This window comes from Fervidobacterium riparium (assembly GCF_025370035.1).
Taxonomy (GTDB): Bacteria; Thermotogota; Thermotogae; order Thermotogales; family Fervidobacteriaceae; genus Fervidobacterium; species Fervidobacterium gondwanense.
This window is the reverse complement of the sequence record NZ_CP009277.1, coordinates 1,331,097-1,347,350: the sequence shown is the minus strand read 5'-3', so window position 1 is coordinate 1,347,350 and position 16,254 is coordinate 1,331,097. Positions and strand designations below refer to the sequence as shown.

Here is a 16,254-nt window from a genome sequence, read left to right as displayed (position 1 = left end):
GAACTTTTGATTAATATCTAAACGCGCTTCTTCCTATGAACTCTCTTATAATAGATGTTCTTGGTATGTCTTCTATATTTGTAATTGGTAAGAAATAGTCCAATATCTTGAGCAGTCTGTTAGCCTCTGTTGATTCTGGGGCGTCATCAGGCACAACAGCAAGCAGTGGCTCGGCAAATATCTTCAAAACTGCAAGTTCATACACAAGAGCACTGTTGAACATAGCATCAGCATTCTCTTGATACGGGAATATGTTTCTCTCTTCACCCCTTCGGACACTATCCCACATCCTGAGAGTGGCAAGTGCATCGTGCCCTCGGAATTTACTGTCCCTTACCATTCTTCTTATTAACCTTACGTCAGTTGTGTGTAGTCTGTTTACGTTATCTAAATTGAGTTGGGCGAGTGCACTGGCGTATATCTTAAATTTCAATTCCTCTGGCACAAGCTCGGTGAGTTTTGGATTAAGTCCGTGAATACCTTCCACTATTATGATTTGATCTTTTTCAATCTTCATCTTTGTACCTGATGATTCCCTTTTGCCAAGCACAAAATTGAATTTCGGAATTTCAACTTCTTTTCCGTTGAACAAGTCAACCAGATTCTTGTTGAAAAGTTCAACATCAAGAGCTTCGAGAGCTTCAAAATCGTAATTTCCGTTTTCGTCCCTTGGAGTTCGTTCCCTATCGACGAAGTAATCATCCAACGATATCGTAACTGGCTTAAAACCGCTTGCCTTGAGTTGTACCATGAGTCTCTTTGAAAAAGTCGTTTTACCACTGGATGATGGACCGGCGATCAGTACTAATCTAACGCTCTCACGTTTTTTGATCTCTTCAGAAATCATTGCTATTCGTTTTTCGTGCAACGCTTCCGCCAATATTATCAAGTCAGTCACTGCGCGTTCGCCTTTTGCAATAACTTCGTTAAGGTCCCCAACACTGTTGATTTCCATTATCTCGAGCCATCTTGAGTACTCTAAGAACACGTTAGAAAGTTTCGGAAGCGGCTTGAATTCTGGAACAATTACTTTTTCGTTTTCCACTCTTGGCAAGAGCAGAACAAAACCTTGATCGTACTTTACTATTTCAAACCATTTCAAATATCCAGTGGACGGTGGCATGTATCCGTAAAAATAATCAAAGTGGCCATCTGCTTCGTAAACCTTAACAGTTTTTTTCTTTCTGTACTTTAATAGCTTAACTTTGTCTTCCATTCCTGCGGCATCAAAAAGTGTCATAGCCTGACTCTTTTGTAGTTCGTTTTTCTTGAATCTGTAATCTCCTTTAACCCATTGGTACATTTCGTCTCTAATGGCCTTGATGTCATCTTCAGATAGGTTAACTGGCGTATTATTGTCACGTATTTCGCAATATATACCGTGACCAATAGTGTGGAGAACTTTCAGTGTATAATCTCTAAATACTTTTCTTACGGATGCGTGAAGTATGAATAGTAACCCCCTCTGATAGATCCTCATTCCATCCTGACTATCTAAGGTTATGAAAGTCACTTCTCCGGATCTGTTTATGGGTCTAAATAATTCAACTATCGTGTTGTTGATCCTTGCACCTAAAATTATCTTATTATGTTCCTTTCCATATTCGTCTGCTATCTCCTCCAAAGTTCCTCCTTGAGGTATCTCATAAACTTTTCCATCAATGTACAGTTTTATCTTCTCTACCATTTTCACAACAACGCCCTCCCTATCTGCTCAATTTCACAGTCTTACTTTTTCCAAGATAATTCATAACTGTTCGGGTCATGATACATAAAATGAAGATGAACGTTTAATTTTGAAATCTGTCTCAACTCTTCCTTGTTTATAAGTTCCTTAAAGTATGGATGCAGTTTTATAATTGCTTGCGAGACATCCGCGGGTTTGTGCGTCAGCTCGTACATAAGTTTTTCTATAACGAATTGCGGGTTAATCACCCGTCCACTTCCGCTACAAACAGGACAAGATACTGTAAATCTTTCGTCTAAAGACTTTGTCGTTCTCTTTCTTGTCATCTCCAGTAAACCAAGTTGCGTAAATCCATAAATTTCTACCCTGTTTCTGTCTTTCATAACTTCTGCCTTCATTGCTTGCAATATTTTGTTCTTACTGGCTTCAGTTTTCATGTCTATAAAATCAACTATTATCATTCCTCCAAGATTTCTCAATCTAAGGATCCGAGCTATTTCTTTTACGGCCTCCAAATTTGTTATTTCTGACAGTTGTTCATGGTCATCAGTACTTGTGTAATGTCCAGAGTTCACATCAATAACGACCATCGCTTCAGTTTTGTCAACAACAATTTCACCACCTGATGGAAGAGGTATCGACCTGTTAAGAACTCTCTTCAGTTCTTTGTTAACTCCATATTCTTCAAACACATCAGTTTCTACTACTTTTACTCGAATGTTCTTTGAATAGCTTCTGACAAGCTCTCTTAACTCTGCGCTGTTAGCGATAACTTCTTCAACCCCAGCCTTTAGAAACTCTCTAAACACGAAAGAGTCCGTATCTAAGTCCTTGTACAACAATTTTACCTTTTTAGAGCGTTTAAAATCATCAACGATTTTAAGCCATGTAGAATAGAGAATCTCAACCTCGCCCCAAATATATTCTTCTGAAACTTCGCTTGATGCAGTCCTCAGGATCACTCCACATTCGAATTTATCTCTTATCTCATGTCCGAGCTTTTTAAGTCTTACTCTGTCTTCCTCTTGGTGTATTTTTCTCGAAATACCTACACTGTGAGAAAACGGCATCAATACGACATACCGTCCAGGTAATCCTATGTTAGTTGTTACCTGTGGTCCCTTTTTTGTACCACTCTCTTTCTTTACTTGAACCAAAACTTTTTGACCTTCTTGCAATTTCTTTAAACCAAAAAAGTTTAGATACTCATCCCTTATATCCTTTATTCTCAAGAAACCGTTTTCATCGTTGGTCAATTTTACAAAAGCAGCTTCAAGCGCAGGTACAAATTTTTCGATTTTCCCAACAAATATATTCCCAGCCACGCTTTCATCTTCGTCTGGGAAGTATATTTCGGTTAGCCTTCCGTTTTCCAAAAGCGCTGCTTGCAGCGTATCATTTTTCTTGTTAAGTAATAAAAGCACAACTTACACCTCTATTCACGCCTTAAAACTTATTTAAGTACTCGTCTTGCTCGTGTGTTAAGGTGTCGATTCCAATACCCATGGACTCGAGTTTTAGCTGAGCTACCTTTTTGTCAAGTTCTTCAGGATATTCGTAGACTCTGTTTTCTAATCTCTCGAAATTCCTTGAAAGATATATCAACGAAAGCGCCTGCAGGGCAAACGAAATATCCATAATCTCCACAGGATGCCCGTCTGCAGCTGCTAAATTTACCAACCTACCTTGTCCAATAACAAAGATATCTTTTCCATCTATTTTATAGCATGTCACATTCTTCCTTATTTCATACTTTTCTTCAGCAATCCTTTCGATGATTTCCATTGGAATCTCGACGTTGAAATGTCCCGCATTGGCAAGAACAACTCCGTCTTTAAGATTTCTTATAACATCAGCATTTAGAATGTTGCATACACCGGTAGCGGTTATAATAAAGTCAGCTTTTGGTGCGAGGTTTTCTATCCTTCCAACTTCAAACCCGTCCATGATAGCTTCCACAGCTTTAATTGGATCAACCTCACTAACCATCACTTTTGCACCGAGTCCATGTGCGCGCATCGCAATGCCACGCCCACACCAGCCGTAACCAGCTACAAGTACGTTTTTACCGGCGATTAGCAAGTTTGTGTTTCTCATTATAGAATCTAACGTTGATTGACCAGTCCCATACCTATTATCGAACATGAATTTCATCTTTGCATTGTTTACTGCGATAACAGGGATTCTTAATTTACCATTTTTCTCGAGGTTTTTCAACCTTCTCACACCTGTTGTCGTTTCCTCTGATACTCCTTTCAATCTTTCAAGTACCTCAGTTCTTTCTGTGTGAGCTAAAACTGTCAGGTCTGCACCGTCATCAAGTATTAGGTCCGGCTTGTAATCGAGTATTTTGTGCAAAAAAGAGAAATATTCCTTCTCGCTTTCTGTTCTTTTTGCGTGAACTGATATTCCAAAGTCTTTGAGAGCCTCTGCCACATCGTCTTGAGTGGAAAGTGGATTACATCCGGTGACTATAACATCAGCACCGAGCTTTTTCAAAGTTATTGCCAGATATGCAGTTTTTGCTTCTAAGTGAATAGACATTCCTATTTTCAAACCCGTCAATGTATTTCCCATGCTCTGGATATGATTGAGCAATTTCATATGCTTAGAAACCCATTCAATTTTCTGATGACCTGAATGTTTTAAATCACTCACGTTTATCCCTCCACACTGTTTATAGATTTACTTGCCAACAGCGACTGCTATCTTCTTTTCGAGCTTTGCGTTTTCAGCTTTGAAAGTAATTATCAGATTATAAACACCCGGTTTTGTAAAAGAAAGTCTTTCCAACTTTCCAATTAAAGTCTTCCCAAAAGGAAAAGCGTACAAACGCCGATTTCTAAGCTCAAAATTGTAACCAATCTCGGGGATACTGAACTGTACACTATCATATTTGATAAAGCGTTCTCTGTTTATTTTGTTTATCAGAAAGACTTGAATATCAGCAGATTTATTGATTACTACAGATTCTAAGGTTTCTATGCTGAAGTCCAAATCCTTTGGATTTCTTTCATAATCCTTAACTGTTGGGACAAGTATCTTTACCTCCTTTATACTACCGTCATCAAAATAAACTTGGGCAGACAACTCTGCATTTCCCAAGTCCAGTACTTTAAATCTTCTCTCGAATTGAAACGTTGCGAACTGGCCAGGATGTATTCTTACCATCTCGCTCAGGTTCTGCGTCATTTTGTCATCTTTATAAGTCCAAACGATTCTTTCCAATTTCAATTCCTGGGTTTTAGCTGTTCTGTTTACAATTATCAGTGAAGGTTGAATTTCTTCTCCAACAAGATAGAACTGCTGAGTTAAAATTCCGTAGAAAATTTCTTCGGTGTAGTTGAAAGAGCGCTTTATTTCAACTGGCTTACCGTTTATCTTGCATCTTGCGTATACATAGTATGTTCCATTCTCCAAGTTTGATACGGAAACTTGGTCTTCGAGGTTGAAAAGTAAACGCTTGCCAAGTGCAGGTGCTACTCCTTCCACTGCGCTCTGGTAATTAAAATCATAGATTGTTCTCTTATCATTTGAAAGTTGGAAATAAAATTCGCTAACTACAAAATTTTTGTCTGTTCTCTTAGTATTGACAACGTATACTCTTGCACCCACTTTCTCGGGTGCGCTGTATTCCAGTTTGTTTAATTCAATCGTCAACTGTAAAGAATCAGCTATGTTCGAATAAAGTCTTGGGGAAATGTTGCGTACAAAAAACAGGAAAACGAATACCATAAGTACTATAAATATATTGAGGAAGAGAAACTTGAAACTTCTCTTCCTCATATTTCCGTATGTCTGGCTTATCTCTTTTTCTTTTTCCTCTCTATACTTTCTTGGATCGAAAGTCAATGCTTATTCCTCCTCACCAATCATGGAGAGCACTTCTTGAATAGTTGTTTCACCGCTGAGAACCTTGTATAGACCATCTTGGAACATGCTAAGCATGCCGCCTCGTCTAGCAGCAGCGTCCAGTTCCATAGTAGATGCTTCTTTCTGAATGAATCTTCGGATTTCGTCGTTCACTATAAGAACTTCTGCGACAGCTGTACGTCCCTTGTATCCAGTGTTATTACATGATTGGCAGCCTTCACCTACAAATTGAATTGGTGGGAGATCAGGGAATAGCTTTGCAGCGATTTCTCTATATTTTTCAGGCAGTTCTCTCTGAACTTTACACTTACTGCACACTCTTCGAACCAATCTCTGACCCATGACTCCAATCAACGACGCTGAAATCAACGACGGTTCGATACCCATATTCACCAACCTATCAATGGCACCAGCAGCTGTGTTTGTGTGCAGTGTTGAAAGTACCAAGTGACCCGTTAATGAAGCTTCTACAGCCAACTGGGCAGTTTCCTTATCCCTTATCTCTCCAACCATTATTATATCTGGGTCCTGCCTAAGAAATGCTCTCAGATACTTAGCAAAGGTCAGACCTATTTCAGCATTCACTTGACATTGTGTTATACCATCAACGGTGTATTCGACAGGATCTTCTGCGGTAACGATATTCACATCTTCCGAGTTAAGCGAATTTATAATTGCAACCAATGTTGTGGATTTACCACTTCCTGTTGGTCCGGTGACTAATATTATTCCATAAGGATGTTCAATCAACCTTTGGATTCTTTCAAAGTTGTATGGAGAATATCCAAGGTCTTCCAATTTTTTCTTGGAAGACGAGACCTTCAAAATTCTCATGACTACCTTTTCTCCATGAACTGATGGCATCGTTGAGACCCGCAGATCGTATTGCTCTTCATCTTTTTTTACAAAAAATTTCCCATCTTGAGGAAGCCTTTTTTCAACAATATCGAGACCGGATAAGATTTTAATCCTTGATACAACTGCTGCATGCATGTTTCTCGGATACTCAGTAATTTTTCTTAGGACACCGTCAACGCGGTATCGAACGACTACGTTCCTTCTTTGCGGTTCTATATGTATATCGCTTGCATCGAGCTCAATTGCATGGTTGACTATATTTGAAACCAACTTCACAATTGGTGTTTCTTCCTGTTCGGTGGCTTCCTTTTCCTCAGCTTGTTCCTGTTGTAGGGCTTCCTGCTGGGTTATGATTTCACCTAATTCCTCAGCTATAACACCTGAAGACATCCCATGTAAAATCCCATTATATAATGTATCAAAAACTGTTGGGGGCATAAGGCAAAAGTCCGCATCTTTTCCAAGTCTGAATTTTATTCTGCGCTTGATTACTGGTATATCGTAGACATTAGATATTCCGAGCAGTACTTTACCTTGCTTCTCTTCTATGGGTATTACCTTAAGCTCGGTCATCAAGTCTTTCGGAAAGCTTTTCAGGAAGTCCTCATTTGGTTTGATTTCACCAAGACATGCTTGAATTTCGTACTGTTCTGCAAGAGCTTTGACTATATCGTCCCATGTGCAGTAACCCATTTGTATGAGAACTTCGCCAAGCGGTTTGCGAAGTTCTTTTTGTAAGTTCAATGCATTTTCTAATTCTGATGGTTTTACAATACCTTTCTCTAACAAAACGTCACCAAGTTTCTTAATCTTCTTCTCCAGATCTATCCCCCCGTTGGCACCAAAACAATCTTCACACTAATTTATTCGTTACCTCTTCCTTTGTATTCAAGTCCGAATTTATAAATTGCCGGGATATCTTCCTCTGATTTTCCAAATTTCTCTTCAACATCGAATCGAGTTGCAATAACGGTTACTCTCATTTCGTCATCTGAAAGTTCGTCGTCGATAACCATTCCAAATTTCATGTCAGCATCTTCACTGCATGTTTGTTTTACTATCATCGCCGCCTCCTGCATTTCCTGTAATGTTGCGTTGCGTGGAGCAGAGATGTTGAGTATTATAGACCTTGCGTTTTCTATTGGGTAATCGAGGAATTTACTATCAAGTGCTCTTCGTGCTGCGTCAAAGACGCGCTTTTCACCTTTTCCAACACCGATTCCAAGCATAGCGTTTCCTGCATTCCTCATTACAGATTCAACATCGGCAAAGTCAAGGTTTATGTAACCACGCTTCATGATAAGGTCAGATATCCCTCTGACACCTTGGTGGAGTATCTCATCGGCTGTAGCAAATGCGTCAACAATTGTTGTTGATGGAGACAGCTGTTCAAGAAGCTTGTTATTGCTGATTTTTATAAGTGTATCAACTTTACCTGTTATTTTCTTAACACCTTCAAGTGCTACATTCCAGCGTGGTGTTCCTTCGAAAAAGAAAGGCATTGTGATGATTGCAACAGTAAGTATACCAAGATTCTTTGCAATTTCAGCTATAACTGGAGCTGCACCTGTTCCCGTACCTCCTCCAAATCCTGCGGTAATGAATAGCATATCAGTACCATGGAGTATTTCTTCTAGCTTTTTTCTATCTTCCAAAGCGGCTTCTTCGCCAACCTTTGGATTTCCACCAGCACCAAGTCCTTTTGTTAACTTCTCACCAATCTGCACAGTCACATCCGCTTTGCTCACATCGAGGACTTGCGCGTCGGTATTTACAGCGATCAGTGTAACTCCCTTCAATCCCATCTCTGCCATTCTGTTGATCGCATTGCAACCTGCACCGCCAACACCTATCACTTTTAGCACAGGAACTCCTGGTAGTCTGTCAATTTCTCTTTGCTTGCTTTCCTTTTCTATCATAAATGGCATATTATTCCCTCCTTATTTTCATCCAAATATCTTTCCGAACGTTTCCGAAAGTTTCTTGAAAAAACCACCTGAAGGTTTTTTTCGAGATCGCTCACCGATCATAGGGGTGTACATATTCTGCTCTTTTTGATAAACAATTATGTTTCCGAAAGTTGGTGCGTAAAGAGGTGTGAACACATTTATTTCATTACCTTCGCATTTGAAATTCTCACTCTCTGAGATTGTTCCTATTCTCACGGGACACTTGAAAATCTCGCTTGCAAGAGTCTCTACGCGTTGCAGCATAGCACCACCACCTGTTAGGACTATACCACCAGGTATACCGACACTTCCAAATTCTGGATATTTCACCGTGTAATCTTTGTAGAGTTTTTTGACACGCATGAAAATTTCTCTGAGCCTTGCATATATGATTCTGGATAGAAATTCTTTATCTGTCTTCTGAATTGTCCTGCCATCGAGTCCTCTATACTCTATAGGTGTTGGCTCAACATCCATATACACTGCTACGCCGTAAGTTCTTAAAAGTCTTTCGGCTTCTTGAACAGATGTTTTTAAAACAACAGCTATGTCCTTCAGAACATTCTTCATCGCAATGTCGATCCTCTGTAATTCAAAAGGTGTATTTGCATAGTACAAAGTTATAGTCGTTGTATTGTATCCAAGATCAACATGCATTACACCTCTATCCTTTTCAACACTTGACAATACTGCTTCAGCATTTGATACGAAAGATATGTAGTACTCAGCCTCCCCCGTTATATCCTTCGTGGCATATTCAACAACATTTCTGTACCTTTCAGAGCCCATAACAACAGTATAAATTGCGTCAATCTTTTTAGCCTTCATTCCCACCGGATTGACAACTATTTTTGTGTCATCGAGTATGTACCTCTTCACAAACAAATGAAGAGAATTCTTCTCGTTCGTTGGAAAGAGATCAGCGAGCAAGTTATCGGTTAATTTTGCTACGTGTTCTTCCGTGACATAACTATCTTCTTTTTCCGTTAAAAGAAGTTCTTCAGTGATCTCTGTCAGCGTGAAATCTCCACAACTTGAAGAAACCAAAACATCTCCCCTCAAGTCTCTACCAACTTGCTCTTCCAAGTCTTGGATAATCTGTGTCATAGATTCATTTAGTGCGACTACATCTTTAATCTCTCCATTTTCAATACCACGTGTTTTAACGTTAGAAAATGCAATGACATTTCCATACCCCTCACTGAAATCAACAACGATCCCCTTTATGCTATCACTACCTATGTCAAGAGAAACTAACTCGTGAGTCTTTGGCATACTCTCACCCCTTTATCTTATAAATCTTTCCATTTTTGAACAAATAACTTACATTTGAGTCTAAATATCTCCAAGTCAACGAAAGAGCATTTATGCAAACTGGTATGTCGGTAATATCTGTAACATACACAATAGCTGAATTATACGTCGTGATATATTTCTCCGCCAAATTTATCTCAAATATCCCTTCCTTTATTTTGGAAGGTACGTATCTTAGAGCTGCTCCTTCCACAATTCCTAAAGACTCATTTACCGATAAACCAGTAAGTATCGGCACAAACTCTGTCTCTTTATCTTCATAAAGGTCATATATCTTTCCAAGAGTGTTTACTTTCCAGAATCTATCATTGTAAAATATTGAAAACCAGTAAGTATTCTCATAAGTCTGAGTGCTTGAAGATTCTGAATGTAAAATGTAGGCAGATATAAAAAAGAACGAGAGGAAGATTAATAATACTACCATGTACCTATTTTTCATTATTCCGTACTCCCGAATTAACATAATCATACTTTGATGATAATTCAAAAATATTTTACCATACAAATAAGGATATAGTGAACAACTATTTTTGAAATTTTGGTATAATTTAAATATGGCATCTGAAATTGATCACTAATTGGAGGTGATATAAGTGAAGATTTTTTCGAAGACAATACTAAGCTTGTTAGTAATTCTGAGTGTCCTTGCATTCCCTGCTGATGTACTATACAAAGATGGCAGGGTTTTAACTGGTAACCTTCTGGGCACTGAAGGATCACATCTCATTGTCGAAGCTGACATTGGAAAAGTGCTGGTTCCAATCGAAAGTGTTAGCTCCATCGTGTTTAATCCATCAGCTAAACCCTTTAGTGGATATGAGCTTTCTGTAAATGGGAAAATATATAAAGGATATGCTACGGAAATTTCTACAACCGACGCAACAGTTATTACATGGTTTGGAAAGATTAAGCTAAATCTCTCGCAAGGTGTTGATTACATTGGTTTTGAGAAAATTCAGTTCCAGAGTTTCGGTGGAACTGGATTATTCCGAATGGAGTTGAGCACAAATGAGAACTATGTGTGCATATTACTTACTGGTGATGTCTTTATTGGAACTCAGCTTGCCGGGGATGAAAATTACATAATTTTGACAGATGCATCGGGTCATACTTACTATATTTTAGAAAACTTAATAGAAGATCTATACATGCCTTACAGCAAGGTAAAAGGTTACGATATGGTTGTCCTTAGGAATAACAGAAAAATCTTCGGCAATATAAAAGTGATTTCCGAAGGAAAATATGAAGTGTCAGGTTATTGGGGTAAAGAAGTCGTCGACATAAATGACGTTATCTTTACGACTTACAAAGAAACAAAAAGGCCTGATGCGACTGACTTAAGAAACACTTTTTACGATAGAAACGGCATAGCAACATTGGTGGTAGACAGTCCAATAAAAGTTGATGGGAAGGAAGTTAGAAAACTCAATATATATCCGAAAGAGATACTTGATCCAAGAACGGGAATAGTCTTCGTACTGGTGCCAGGCGGTAGTTTCAAAATGGGGGCAAAGAGTTCATGGGGTAAAGTAGACGATGATGAATTACCCGAGAAAGACGTTTACGTTTCATCATTCTATATTTCCAAGTATCCTATCACAATAAAGCAATATTTGAACTTTTTAAGAGCAGCTCAAAACGTTACAACTTCCGTTTTGGTTGGGAGGTATATTACCCCCGTTGAAATTGATTTTCTCGGTTCGAAGATGAGAGCTGGTTTTACTTCAATGAGCTCGGCGTATAATTTTCCAATAACCGGAATAAACTATTTATCTGCAAAAGCTTTTTGTGAATGGGCTGGCTATCAGCTTCCTACGGAAGCCCAATGGGAAAAAGCAGCAAGAGGAATAGATGGTAGAAGATATCCGAGCGGTAACTCAAAACCCGAGAAGTATAACGACGGAAAAAAAGACTACAGCGTAAACGAATTTTCAAATTCAGATATTTCACCGTATGGTGTGGTTAACATGTACGGCCTTCCACTGGAGTTTTGTAGGGACTACTACGATAAAGATGCTTATAAAAGACTGTCAAGCGAAAACCCGGTCAACCTATCCGGGCAGTATGTTGTTGCAAGAGGCGGTGTGCTATCTGATAGAATAACCGACAGGATAGTTGTTTCGCCAAGTGAGGCAAGAAACGATATCACATTCCGCGTTGTGATAGATGCAGAGAACATTGACAAGGTGTTTTCACAGCCGTTAAATAACAAAATGTTTGGGATCACTTGGTTCGTTGTGAATGAGACTGTAAAAAAGAACTACAATGTTAAATCGGACGGATTGTATGTTGCGTATGTTGAAATCGATTCACCTGCGTATGCTGCAGGTATCAAGGTCGGCGATGTTATAGTGAGTGTTGAGAAAAAGAACGTGAAGAATGCAGATGATGTTTTAAAAATAATTTCCGGTAAAAAGATGGGAGATATCATTTCAGTTAGTGTTGATAGAAACGGAAAGATTTTGGAATTGAAACTTAAGCTTGGAATTTGGAATTTTTGACTTATCAATTTAAAGTAGTTTTTTGAAATTCACTTTGTAACAAGGTTACTTTGTGACTATCGATATCGCAGAAAAATACTTTTCGTATTGAACCACTGTAATTAGCAAATAACTTACATGTTTCATTCACGCAGACTCTTACGAATTTTTCGACAGGATATCCGAATATTCCAGTTCCTATGAAGGGTATAGCAATTGATTCAATTTTGAATTCATCAACTTTCGAGAATATATTCTCGAAAGCTTTTTTAATTATCTCATCATTTCCTTCCTTATCACCGATCGGTCCTACTGTGTGAATAATATATTTTGCTTTCATCTTTCCGGCACTTGTTACAGCAACGCCCCCAGGTTCAACAGGACCGTATTTTCTTACGTATTCGTCACTTTCTTTTTGAATTTCCGGTCCACCAGCTCTTGATATCGCACCTGCTACTCCACCGCCGTGCTTCAGGTGAGAATTCGCCGCATTTACTATCGCATCGACTTCAAGTTTTGTGATATCGGCTACGAGAAAATATATTTCAACGTTTCCCAACCTGATGCTGTTTGATAAATCCATTTAATCTCCCCTTTCTTATTCTTTCTTGACTTTCCCCTCTTCAATATCCTTGGTGGCAAATCTCTCTTTCCATAATTTTTTGTAAATCTCAGCCAATTTTGCCTCTTTGGCAATGTTCTTCGGGACATATATTCCATCTTTGATTTTCTTCGGAAGGTAATCTTGTTTAACGAATCCACCGTAACTGTGCGGATACTTGTATCCACTTCCTTCGATATTTAGCAAATGCCTTGGAACAGGTACGTTCTTTGTTTCTCTAGCAATTTCCATCGCTTTTGAAACAGCTTCGTAGCTTGAATTACTTTTTGGTGCGAGAGATAAGTAGATAACGCACTCAGAAAGATTTATAGCGCATTCTGGTAACCCCACCATCTCAACTGCCTGCATCGTTGCTGTTGCCAAAACCAAAGCAAATGGATCCGCCAGACCGATGTCTTCACTCGCGAGAATAACCAAACGCCGTGCGATAAATCTTGGGTCTTCCCCGCCTTCCAACATCCTCGCCATGTAATAAAGAGCAGCATCTGGGTCACTGCCCCTAATGCTTTTGATAAACGCTGATGCAAGATTATAGTGCTCAGAATCCGTGTATTTTGTAAGTTCTTCGCCCACATAAGTTGATAGAATCTCGTCGTCGATAATGCTTTTTCCAATAGTCTTAGCCATGTTTGAGAGAATTTCATATGAATTTATAAGAAAACGTCCATCGCCGTTTGAAGATGAAATTAAATAAGACTCACCAGCCTTAGAAACATCTATTTTAACGTGTTCTATGGCCTTTTGAAGAATTTTTCTCAACTCATTTTCGTGTAGTTTCTTGAACCTCAGAATACGGCATCTTGAAAGCAGAGCGGGATTTATAACATGTTCTGGATTTTCTGTCGTAGTACCGTAAAGCACATAAACACCTGTTTCGACACCAGGTAAGAAAACATCTTGTTGCTTCTTATTGAATCTGTGGATTTCGTCGATGAAGATAAGCAATTTCTTGATACCTCTGAGGTTGTAAGCATAGTTTTCCCACTTCTTTATTTCGTCAACAGAAGTGAAAGCTGCGTTTAATTGAACAACTTCGTAATCGGTGTATCTTTTAATCAGATGAAGTACAGAAGTCTTACCAGTACCAGGCGGACCAGCAAGTATAGCGGAAAACAACTGTCCTTGTTCTATTGACATACGTAAAAGAGCACCTTTTGCGAGAAGGTGCTCTTGCCCAACAAAATCTTCAAAAGATTTAGGCCTGAGTATTTCGCTTAAACCATTCGACAGTTTTCCTCAACCCCTCTTCTAAAGTGTATTTCGGCTCCCATTTCAATTCAATCCAAGCTCTGTTGTAACACAGTAGACTCTTTCTGATATCGCCTTTCCTGTGTGGTCCATAAATCGGATCTTTCTTGTAACCAGTCAATTTTTTCAAAATCTTGAACAATTCATTTGTTGTCGTACCGGTCGCAGTTCCTATATTTATAACAAGTCCGTCGCCCTTTTCCATCGCCTTGATATTTGCATCGACAACGTCTTCAACAAACACATAATCTCTCACGTATTCGCCATCACCAAAGATTGTGCAATCTTCTCCCTTAAGCATTCGAGAAGTAAATATGGCAACGACACCGGCCTCGCCATATGGATCCTGCCTTGGACCGTAGACGTTTCCATATCTAAGTACAGTGTATTTCAAACCAAATTCCTTGGAGAAGAACCTTAAGTAATTTTCAACACTGAACTTTGCTATTCCATACGGAGACATTGGCTGTGGAAATACACTTTCTGGAGTTGGAAATACTTTGACATCCTCGCCGTAGATTGCTCCGCCAGTGGAAGAGAAGATAAATTTACTAACGTTGTTTTCAATGGAAGCCTTTATAAGATTTATACTACCGATGATATTCCAATTTGCATCTTTGACAGGTTCTTTTACAGAAACTGATACGCTTGCCTGTGCGGCTAAATGGAATACATACTCAAATTTCTCCTTTTCAAAAAGTTTATTCACGGCGTCTGTATCGTATATATCCATCTCATAAAACGTTGCTCTTGGGTTTACGTTTTCCTTCTTACCCGTTGAAAGATTATCAACAACAACAACATCGTGTCCCAATTCAACTAATTTGTCTGTAAGATGAGAACCGATGAAACCGGCACCGCCAGTTACCAATACTTTACTCATAATCTTCATCCTCCTTTATTTTATCTTTGAGCCTGAAAGCTTCTTCTGGCAATTCTGAATTCATTCTGTGTTCCTTTATGAATTTCTCCAATTCTTCGCATCTATCTTTGGTGAAATCTATGAGAATTGAATAAAATTTTCTAAGCTTTCGCCTTGTCTCTGCGTCAAGGTCATAGACCATCAAGCTCGCTATCTGTTCTGCTTTCTTTTGAGGAATCCCCACAACGTACATGAAAAAGTATTTGATTCTGGACTCCCCGGATTTCAGCATCTGGGCTATTCTAAGCCCTCTCTGAGTTAATTTTGCAAAACCATATCTTTTGTGTTCTACAAGCCCAAGTGAAGAAAGCTTCTTAACTGCATTCGTTGCGCTTGCGTAAGAGACTTCCTTTAACTTAGCAATATCACTTACACGAGCAACGCCTTCCTTCTCAATCAGTGTGTAAATAGCTGATATATAGCTCATGACTGTTGGCGTTAACTTTTCTCTCTTCCCTTCCCTAAGTTCTCTGATTTCTCTATTCTCGTTGTTCACGTGCATTCCTCCTCTTTATTACCATTATTATTTTGCCTTTAAGAAACTTTCATAATAGCTCCTAACTTTCTTTATATCTTGCCAAGTAAGGTCCTTTGGACTTCCCTTTTCTTTCGACGGATTCCTCAGCAAGTAACTCGGATGGAACATTGGAAAAACAATAATCCCGCCTTTCCACATAATTTCTTTGCCTCTTATCTTCGTTATCGACTCTTCCTTTCCAAGAAAGAAAGTTGCAGCGGTACTCCCAAGCGGAATTATCATCCTTGGATTAATAACCTCGATTTGTGCAATTAAGAAGTGTGAACAAGCTTGTATTTCCAAAGCAGTTGGAACTCTGTTGTTCGGAGGACGACACTTAACAACGTTAGTTATATATACTTCTTCACGTCTTATATTAACCGATTCGAGTATCTTAGTCAGAAGTTGACCAGCACGCCCGACAAAAGGTCTTCCTTGGTTGTCTTCTTCTTCCCCCGGACCTTCACCAACAAACATGATTGGTGAATGTACGTTACCCTCACCAGGTACGGCATTGGTTCTTATAAAACCGAGAGGACAGCTTTGACATTCATGTACCCTATTTTCTATATCCTTCATTAAGTCTTCTTTTTTCACCACTTTCTCCCCCACATGTTAATCACAATCTAACAATTTTATTATAACACAAAACTATCTTTTCATGCAATATTTTTTTCATTTATCTGAAAATAGTATACAAAACATGACAAATAAAAAACGCTACCATTTAACAATGGTAGCGTTCAAGTTTTTACATATCTAAAAAAGTTAGCTTTCCAAGTTA

General features: G+C 38.9%; 14 protein-coding genes. 1 reads left to right on the top strand and 13 read right to left on the bottom strand.

The window, feature by feature from the left end; genetic code table 11:
* Positions 1-10: 10 nt before the first annotated feature.
* The 8 genes from IB67_RS06225 to IB67_RS06190 are packed head-to-tail and all read right to left on the bottom strand — an operon-like array spanning position 11 to position 10,120.
* Positions 11-1,687: a nucleoside kinase gene (locus IB67_RS06225; protein WP_072758744.1), complete on the bottom strand. Its 1,677-nt coding sequence runs from the start codon at positions 1,685-1,687 to the stop codon at positions 11-13.
* Between the two features lie 41 nt (positions 1,688-1,728).
* Positions 1,729-3,111 (bottom strand): Rne/Rng family ribonuclease, encoded by a 1,383-nt coding sequence (locus IB67_RS06220; RefSeq protein ID WP_084634352.1) that lies wholly within the window; start codon positions 3,109-3,111, stop codon positions 1,729-1,731.
* A 22-nt stretch (positions 3,112-3,133) separates the two neighbouring features.
* The gene (locus tag IB67_RS06215) at positions 3,134-4,345 is read right to left on the bottom strand and encodes an adenosylhomocysteinase (protein ID WP_072758653.1); all 1,212 of its coding nucleotides are present in this window, start codon (positions 4,343-4,345) and stop codon (positions 3,134-3,136) included.
* 27 nt (positions 4,346-4,372) lie between these two features.
* Entirely contained in the window at positions 4,373-5,539 is a 1,167-nt protein-coding gene (locus IB67_RS06210) for a hypothetical protein (RefSeq protein WP_072758655.1), read from the bottom strand.
* A 3-nt stretch (positions 5,540-5,542) separates the two neighbouring features.
* Positions 5,543-7,240, bottom strand: coding sequence for a GspE/PulE family protein (locus IB67_RS06205; protein ID WP_072758657.1), 1,698 nt, complete (start codon positions 7,238-7,240; stop codon positions 5,543-5,545).
* Positions 7,241-7,281: 41 nt separating this feature from the next.
* A complete protein-coding gene (gene ftsZ, locus IB67_RS06200; protein ID WP_072758658.1) occupies positions 7,282-8,346 on the bottom strand; it encodes a cell division protein FtsZ in 1,065 nt (354 codons plus the stop codon).
* A gap of 18 nt (positions 8,347-8,364) precedes the next feature.
* A complete protein-coding gene (ftsA, locus tag IB67_RS06195; protein ID WP_072758660.1) occupies positions 8,365-9,642 on the bottom strand; it encodes a cell division protein FtsA in 1,278 nt (425 codons plus the stop codon).
* Between the two features lie 4 nt (positions 9,643-9,646).
* Complete coding sequence (locus tag IB67_RS06190; RefSeq protein ID WP_072758661.1) at positions 9,647-10,120, bottom strand: hypothetical protein; 474 nt, start codon at positions 10,118-10,120, stop codon at positions 9,647-9,649.
* 154 nt (positions 10,121-10,274) lie between these two features.
* Between IB67_RS06190 and IB67_RS06185 the strand changes: the two genes are divergently transcribed.
* The gene (locus IB67_RS06185) at positions 10,275-12,182 is read left to right on the top strand and encodes an SUMF1/EgtB/PvdO family nonheme iron enzyme (protein ID WP_339746863.1); all 1,908 of its coding nucleotides are present in this window, start codon (positions 10,275-10,277) and stop codon (positions 12,180-12,182) included.
* A gap of 4 nt (positions 12,183-12,186) precedes the next feature.
* Here IB67_RS06185 and IB67_RS06180 read toward each other — a convergent pair whose 3' ends face one another.
* From IB67_RS06180 to IB67_RS06160, 5 genes are read right to left on the bottom strand one after another with little or no spacing between them, the layout of a single operon-like run.
* The gene (locus IB67_RS06180; RefSeq protein WP_072758665.1) at positions 12,187-12,744 is read right to left on the bottom strand and encodes a macro domain-containing protein; all 558 of its coding nucleotides are present in this window, start codon (positions 12,742-12,744) and stop codon (positions 12,187-12,189) included.
* Between the two features lie 15 nt (positions 12,745-12,759).
* Complete coding sequence (locus tag IB67_RS06175) at positions 12,760-13,992, bottom strand: replication-associated recombination protein A (RefSeq protein WP_372589811.1); 1,233 nt, start codon at positions 13,990-13,992, stop codon at positions 12,760-12,762.
* Entirely contained in the window at positions 13,979-14,914 is a 936-nt protein-coding gene (locus IB67_RS06170; RefSeq protein WP_072758668.1) for an SDR family oxidoreductase, read from the bottom strand. The genes IB67_RS06175 and IB67_RS06170 overlap by 14 nt, the downstream gene beginning before the upstream one ends.
* A complete protein-coding gene (locus tag IB67_RS06165) occupies positions 14,907-15,449 on the bottom strand; it encodes a metal-dependent transcriptional regulator (RefSeq protein WP_339746868.1) in 543 nt (180 codons plus the stop codon). The genes IB67_RS06170 and IB67_RS06165 overlap by 8 nt, the downstream gene beginning before the upstream one ends.
* 27 nt (positions 15,450-15,476) lie before the next feature.
* Positions 15,477-16,067 carry a uracil-DNA glycosylase gene (locus IB67_RS06160; RefSeq protein ID WP_072758672.1) on the bottom strand — a complete coding sequence of 197 codons (591 nt, stop codon included), beginning with the start codon at positions 16,065-16,067 and terminating at the stop codon, positions 15,477-15,479.
* Between the last annotated feature and the right edge of the window lie 187 nt (positions 16,068-16,254).

What these genes read in the sequence shown, in the direction of transcription:
- IB67_RS06180 (WP_072758665.1), bottom strand. Translation starts at nt 12,744, where the DNA reads ATGGATTTATCAAACAGCATCAGGTTGGGAAACGTTGAAATATATTTT.
- ftsA (WP_072758660.1), bottom strand. Translation starts at nt 9,642, where the DNA reads ATGCCAAAGACTCACGAGTTAGTTTCTCTTGACATAGGTAGTGATAGC.
- IB67_RS06170 (WP_072758668.1), bottom strand. Translation starts at nt 14,914, where the DNA reads ATGAGTAAAGTATTGGTAACTGGCGGTGCCGGTTTCATCGGTTCTCAT.
- IB67_RS06225 (WP_072758744.1), bottom strand. Translation starts at nt 1,687, where the DNA reads ATGGTAGAGAAGATAAAACTGTACATTGATGGAAAAGTTTATGAGATA.
- ftsZ (WP_072758658.1), bottom strand. Translation starts at nt 8,346, where the DNA reads ATGCCATTTATGATAGAAAAGGAAAGCAAGCAAAGAGAAATTGACAGA.
- IB67_RS06190 (WP_072758661.1), bottom strand. Translation starts at nt 10,120, where the DNA reads ATGAAAAATAGGTACATGGTAGTATTATTAATCTTCCTCTCGTTCTTT.